The organism is Streptomyces sp. NPDC005566, assembly GCF_040605575.1.
Lineage (GTDB): Bacteria > Actinomycetota > Actinomycetes > Streptomycetales > Streptomycetaceae > Streptomyces.
In genome coordinates this window covers 1-7,649 of record NZ_JBEXDB010000046.1, presented here as the reverse complement: position 1 = coordinate 7,649, position 7,649 = coordinate 1, and the positions used below count along the sequence as shown (strand labels likewise).

Here is a 7,649-nt window from a genome sequence, read left to right as displayed (position 1 = left end):
GCGTGGACGACGCCGGTGAGCGGTGTGTCGGTGGGGATGTCCGCGAGGACGGCTGCGAGGGCGTCGCGGTCGGCGGCGTCACAGGCCACGATCCGGGCCTGGGCGCCGAGTTCGGCGAGCTCGATGGTGAGTTCGGTGGCGCCGGGGGCGTCCGGTCCTCGGCGGGAGAGTAGGAGGAGGTGGCGGATGCCGTGGTGGGTGGCGAGGTGGCGGGCGAGGAGTCCGCCGAGGGTGCCGGTGCCGCCGGTGATCAGTACGGTGCCGTCACCGTCCAGCGGCACGGCCTCCTCGCCGCCCACGGCACGGGCCAGACGGGGCACCAGCAGCGCACCGTCACGGACGGCGACCTGCGGCTCGTCGACGCCCGCCAACAGCGCCAGATCCACACCCTCTTCGTCGGTGGTCGGGTCGACGTCGAGCAGCACGATCCGGTCCGGGTGCTCCGACTGCGCCGAACGCACCAGACCCCACACCGCCGCACCCACCACATCTACGGCTCCCGGCCCTGCCGGCACCGCACCGCGGGTCACGACGGCCAGCCGCGCCTCCGCGGACTCCGCGTCGTCCAGCCACTCCTGGATCCGGTGCAGCACGTCGCCGACCACGAGGTCCACCGGCCCGGTACCGACCGGGAGCATCCTCCATGCCGAGGCGTCCACCGCGACCTCCGCCGCAGCGGTGGAGACGGGCGGTGCAGGGACCCAGTCCACCGCGAACAGGGAGCCGCCCCGGGAGGCTACGACAGGCAACTGCTCCTGCGAGACCGCCCGCGTCATCAGGGAATCCACCCGCACCACCGGCTGACCGGTGCCGTCCGCCGCCTGCACGGAGACGCCCTCGCCCTCCGGGCGGATCGCCACCCGCAGTGAAGTGGCCCCGACCGCGAACAGTTCCACGCCCGACCAGGCGAACGGCAGCCGCGGACCGGAGGCGTCGGCGTCGCCGGGAAGCAGACCCCACGGGTGCAACGCCGCGTCGAGCAGGGCGGGATGGATTCCCAGCCCGTCCGCCGCAGTTGTGCTCGTGTCCGGCAGCACCACATCGGCGTAGACACCCGACTCGTCACGCCAGGCCGCCCGCACCCCTTGGAACATCGGACCGTACTCGAATCCCGCCGCGACCAGAGCCTCGTAGAACCCGGCCAGGTCAACTGCCGTGGCGTGCAGCGGCGGCCACACCTCGAGACCGAACCCGGGCGTTCCCCCTCCAGGGGAACCCAGGACCCCGGTGGCGTGCAGCGTCCAGCCGTCCGTGTCTTCGGCGCGTGCGTACACCTGCATCGGACGATCGCCTGAGGTGTCCGGATCGTCGACCCGGACCTGGACCTGGACCCCGCCCGTCGTCGGCAGGATCATCGGCGCCTGCAGGATCAGTTCCCTGACCGGACCGGAGCCGGCCTCGTGACTCGCACGCAGCGCCATCTCCAGCAACGCGGTGCCGGGGACCACGATGCGGCCCAGCACCACATGGTCGGCGAGCCAGGGCTGCGCGTCGAGGGACAGACGGCCGTGGAACACCATGCCGTCGCCGCCGGCCAGGGACACCGCCGCACCCAGCAACGCGTGCCCGGAAGCGCCGGGGGAGCCGGCTCCGATCGGCGACGTCTGCGGCCAGAACCGTCGACGCCGGAAGGCATAGGTGGGCAGGTCGACCGTTCGGTTGTTCCAGCCGTTGAACACGCCGGGCCAGTCGATGTCGGTTCCGGTGGTCCACAGGCGGCTGATGGCGGTGAGTGCGGTGTCGGTCTCGTCGCGGTCCTTGCGGAGGGCCGGTGCGAAGAGCATGTCGTCGGCGGTGGCCTGGGCCATGCCGGACAGGACGCCGTCCGGGCCGAGTTCCAGGCAGGTCGTCACGCCCATGGCCGCGAGGGAGGCGACACCGTCGGCGAAGCGGACCGTCCGGCGGACCTGGTCCAGCCAGTACTCCGGCTGCTGCATGACACCGGGTTCCGCGATTGCTCCGGTCAGGTTCGAGACCACCGGAATGTTGGCGGGGCGGAACGTCAATCCGCCTACCACGTCGGCGAATTCGGCCAGCATCGGTTCCATGAGGGTGGAGTGGAACGCGTGCGACACCGACAGGACACTGACCCGCAGGCCGCGCTCCGCGCACTGCGTCGCGTAGCGCTCAATCGTGTCCACGTCACCCGACAGAACAACGGAGTGGGGGCCGTTGACCGCGGCGAGATCCAGGCCGGAGTCGGCGACGTCGGTTTCGGTGGCTTGGACGGCGAGCATGCCGCCGCCTTCGGGTAGCGCCTGCATGAGGCGGCCGCGTTCGGCGACCAGGGTGCAGGCGTCCTCCAGGTCGAGGATCCCGGCCACGTGCGCTGCGGTGATCTCACCCAGCGAGTGACCCAGCAGCACGTCCGGGACCACACCCCACGACTCCACCAGCCGGAACAGGGCGACCTCGAGGGCGAACAGGCCCGCCTGCGCCCACATCGTCCCGTCCAGGACGACGCCGTCGGTCATGACCTGGCGCAGCGGACGCTCCAGCCGGACATCGAACCGGGCACACACCGCGTCGAAGGCCTCCGCGAACACCGGGAACGCCTCGTACAGGCCCAGCCCCATACCCGGACGCTGCGAACCCTGACCGGTGAACAGGACCGCCAGCCGGCCGTCGCCGGCGACACCGGCCGCGAGTACGTCCTCGCCGGCCAGCACCACGCGGTTCTCCAGCGCGGCACGCGTCGTCGCCAGCGACCAGCCGACGTCCACCGCGTCCAGCTCGGGACGGTCGGCCACGTACGACCGCAGCCGCTCCACCTGTGCCCGCAACGCGTCATCGGACTTCGCCGAGACCGGCCATGGCACCAGAGCCGGTACGTGAGTCCGCACCGACTTCCGGGCCGGCTCCGGCTCCGGCGCCTGCTCCAGGACGACGTGGGCGTTGGTGCCGCTGATGCCGAAGGAGGAGACGGCCGCGCGGCGGGGTCGATCGGCCTCCGGCCAGGAACGTGCCTCGGTCAGCAGCTCCACCGCGCCCGCCGACCAGTCCACCTGGGACGAAGGCTCATCCACATGCAACGTCGCCGGCAGCACACCGTGCCGCATCGCCATCACCATCTTGATCACACCGGCGACACCCGCAGCCGCCTGGGTGTGACCGATGTTCGACTTGATGGAGCCGAGCCAGAGCGGCTCGTCGCCCTCGCCACGGCCCTGGCCATAGGTGGCCAGCAGGGCCTGAGCCTCGATGGGGTCACCCAGACGCGTTCCGGTGCCGTGGGCTTCCACCGCGTCGACATCCGCGACCGTCAGCCGGGCATTCGCCAATGCCTGGCGGATCACCCGCTGCTGCGACGGACCGTTCGGCGCCGTCAGACCGTTGCTCGCACCGTCCTGGTTCACGGCGCTGCCCCGTACGACAGCCAGGATCCGGTGGCCGTTGCGCTCGGCGTCCGACAACCGCTCGACGAGCAGCAGTCCGACGCCCTCGGCCCAGCCGGTACCGTCGGCCGCCGTGGCGAACGACTTGCAGCGGCCGTCCGAGGCGAGCCCGTCCTGCCGGTCGAACTCGGCGAACGCGGCAGGGCTGACCATCACCGTCACACCACCGGCGAGAGCCAGACCGCACTCGCCCGACCGCAGCGCCTGCGCGGCCAGATGCAGGGCCACCAGCGACGAGGAACACGCCGTGTCCACCGTCACCGCCGGACCCTCCAGGCCGAACGCGTACGACACCCGGCCGGAGATCACACTGTTCGCCGTGCCGGAGAGCAGATGCCCCTCGGAACCGGCGACGCCGTTGGTGCCGTACCCCGACGAGGAGGCTCCCGCGAACACGCCGACGCTGCGGCCCTTCAGCGACCGCGGGTCCACCCCGGCCGACTCGAACGTCTCCCAGGCCGCCTCCAGCAACAGCCGCTGCTGCGGGTCCATCGCGAGGGCTTCACGGGGACTTATCCCGAACAGGGCGGCGTCGAACTCGTCCGCGTCATGGACGAATCCGCCCAGCCCTGCCACACCGTCCAGGCCTTCCACCGGCCAGCCCCGGTCGTCCGGGAACGGAGTGATGCCGTCGGCCGCGCCCTCGACGAGATCCCACAGCTGCTCCGGCGAGCCCACTCCGCCCGGATACCGGCACGCCATGCCCACGATCGCGATCGGCTCGTCCGGCGTCGCCGAACCCGCGACGTGCGTCGGCAGCGTGGAGTCCGGCTGGTCGCCCCCTGCAAGCTGCGTCAGGAGGTGGTCGCCCAGCACCGTCGGGCTCGGGTAGTCGAACACCAGCGTCGCCGGCAGGGACAGCCCGGTGTGCGAAGCCAGCAGATTGCGCAGTTCCACTGCCATCAACGAGTCGAAGCCCAGGTCACGGAACGCCCGGCCCGCCTCCACCGGCTCCTCATCCGCATGCCCCAGCACCCGTGCGGCCTGCGCCCGCACCAGATCCAGGACCAGCCGACGACGCTGCTCCACTGTTGCCGTCGCGAGTTGCCGGTTCCATGCCGATCCGGATGCGCCCGCGCGCGCCGGTTCAGGAGCGTCTGACGCCTCCGGAAGATCCGACAGCAGTGCGCTGGCCCGTACAGAGGTGAACGCCGGGGCGAACCGCGTCCAGTCCACATCGGCCACCGTCACACACGACTCGCGGCCGTCCACCGCCGCGGCCAGAGCCCGAATCGCCAGGGCCGGATCCATCGGCAGCAAGCCGCGCCGCCGCAGTGCCTGCTCCGCCTCGCCCTGGACCGCCATCCCGGCTCCGGCCCACGGGCCCCAAGCGATCGACGTGCCGGAAAGTCCACGGTCGTGTCGGTGCTGTGTCCAGGCGTCGAGGAAGGCGTTGCCGGCGGCGTAGGCCGCCTGGCCGCCGCTGCCCCAGGTGGCGGCGATGGAGGAGAACACCACGAACAGGTCGAGGGTCAGGTCCGCGGTCAGCTCGTCGAGCAGCACCGTGCCCTCGGTCTTGGCGCGCACCACGTCCGCGAACGCCGCAGCGGAGGTCTGCTCAAGCCCTCCCGTGTCCCCGATCCCGGCCGCGTGCACGATGCCGGTGAGGGGCCACTGTTCCGGAACACCGGCGATCACCGCGGCCAGGGCGTCCCGGTCGGTCACGTCGCAGGCGGTGATGGTGACCTGCACGCCCAGGCCGGACAGTTCCTCGGCCAGGCCTTCCGGCGCGACGCCCGCACGGCTGGTCAGTACCAGGTGCGGCACGCCTCGTCCGGCCAGCCAGTGGGCCACTTCCGCACCCAGTGCGCCTGTGCCGCCGGTGACCAGGACGGTGCCCGAGGGCTGCCACCCCTCGCCGACCACAGTCGCCGGTACCGCACGTGCCAGCCTTCGGCCGTACGCCCCCGAACCGCGGACCGCGATCTGGTCCTCGCCGCCACCTGCGGCCAGAAGGCCGGCAAGACGGGCACCGGCTCGGGCGTCCAGGATCTCGGGCAGGTCGATCAGGCCGCCCCAGCGGTGCGGCAGCTCCAGTGCCGCGACCCGGCCCAGACCCCACACCGCGGCAAGGCCGGGGTCCACCAGCCGGTCCGAACGGCCCACCGACACCGCGCCACGCGTCAGCACCCACAAGGGCGCATCGACATCAGCCAGTGCCTGCACCACAGCCAGGGCGCCCACGAGGTCATCCGCGAGCAGCACCACCCCGGCCACCTCGGACAGCCCCGACACCTCGTCGGCCGGGACGCCGACCACGGTCGCGCCCGCGGCGGACAGTGCCGCGGACACGTCGGCGTCCTCGGAACCGACGGTTACCCAGGTGCCGGACAGGGCCTCCGGAACCGGTTCGGTCAGCGGCTTCCACGTGACCTGATAGCGCCATGAGTCCAGGGCCGAACGTTCCTGATGGCGCTGTCGCCACGCGGACAGGGCCGGCAGCGCCGACTCCAGGCCGACGAGTTCCCGCAGGTCCTCGCGCTCCACCGCTTCCCAGAACGCCGCGTCGACCAGATCACCGCCGGCCGCCTGAACCAGCGGCTCCGGCCAGTACCGGGCGCGCTGGAAGGCATAGGTGGGCAGGTCGACCGTTCGGCCTCCCCAGCCGGCGAAGACGGCGGTCCAGTCGATGTCGGTGCCTGTGGCCCAGAGGCGGCTGATCGCGGTGAGGGCAGTGTCGGTCTCGTCGCGGTCCTTGCGCAGGAGGGGGATGAAGTCGGCTTCGGTGGCGGTGTCCTGGGCCATGGCCGACAGGACTCCGTCGGGGCCGAGTTCCACGTACCGTGTCACGCCGAACTCTGCGGCAGCCGCGACCGCGTCGGCGAAGCGGACCGGCTGCCGTACCTGGTTCAGCCAGTACTCCGGCTGTTGCATGGCGCCGGGTTCGGCGACGGCTCCGGTGAGGTTCGAGACGACCGGGATCCGGGCCGGGTGGAAGGTCAGGCCGGCCAGGACGGCCGCGAACTCGTCGAGCATGGGTTCCATGAGGGCTGAGTGGAACGCGTGCGACACCGACAGGACGGTGAACCGGCGGCCCCGCTCGGCGCATTCGGCCGCGTAGCGCTCGATGGCTTCGGTGGTGCCGGAGAGGACTACGGAGTTCGGGCCGTTGATGGCGGCGAGGTCCAGGCCGGAGTCGGCGACGTCGGCTTCGGTGGCCTGGACGGCGAGCATGCCGCCGCCTTCAGGCAGGGCTTGCATGAGGCGGCCGCGTTCGGCGACCAGCGTGCAGGCGTCGTCCAGGTCGAGGATGCCCGCGACGTAAGCGGCGGTGATCTCGCCCAGGGAGTGGCCCAGGAGCACGTCGGGGGTGACGCCCCAGGAGTCGACGAGACGGAAGAGGGCGACTTCGAGGGCGAACAGCCCGGCCTGCGCCCATGCTGTCCGATCCAGCTCGACGCCGTCGGTGAGGACCTCGCGCAGGGGACGTTCCAGTCGTACGTCGAGGCGGGCGCAGACCGCGTCGAAGGCTTCGGCGAACACCGGGAACTGTTCGTACAGGCCGAGGCCCATGCCGGTGCGCTGGGAGCCCTGACCGGTGAACAGGAACGCGGTCTTGCCTCCGCCTGGGACACCGGTGGCGAGTGTGGTGTCTGCGGACAGGACCGCGCGGTGTTCGAGCGCGGTCCGGCTGGTCGCGAGCGACCAGGCCACGTCGACGGCGTTGAGCTCAGGCTTCTCGGCCACGAAGGACCGCAGCTGTTCGACCTGTGCCCGCAGTGCGGTGTCGGATTTTGCCGACACCACCCAGGGCACCAGCCCTGGTGCCTGTCGCGTCGCAGGAGTCGGTTCGGGTTCTGGTTCCGGGGCTTGTTCGAGGATGACGTGGGCGTTGGTGCCGCTGATGCCGAAGGAGGAGACCGCGGCGCGGCGCGGCCGGTCGTCGGTCTCGGGCCAGGCGCGTGCTTCGGTGAGGAGTTCCACCGCACCCGCCGACCAGTCGACCTGTGGTGTGGGCTCGTCGACGTGGAGGGTGGCGGGCATGAGGCCGTGGCGGAGGGCCATCACCATCTTGATGACGCCGGCGACGCCGGCGGCGGCTTGGGTGTGGGCGATGTTGGATTTGACGGAGCCGACCCAGAGGGGTTCGTCGCCTCGGTTTTGGCCGTAGGTGGCCAGGAGTGCTTGGGCTTCGATGGGGTCGCCGAGGCGGGTGCCGGTGCCGTGGGCTTCGACGAGGTCGATGTCGGTGCTGGTGAGGTGGGCGTTGGTGAGGGCTTGGTGGATGACGCGTTGTTGGGAGGGGCCGTTGGG

Annotated in this window: 1 protein-coding gene; it reads right to left on the bottom strand. The window is 71.5% G+C overall.

Translation table 11 applies throughout. The annotated features are described in order from the left end of the window. The coding region (locus ABZS61_RS34535) for an SDR family NAD(P)-dependent oxidoreductase (protein ID WP_356430412.1) at positions 1 to 7,649 on the bottom strand (7,649 nt) is incomplete at both ends.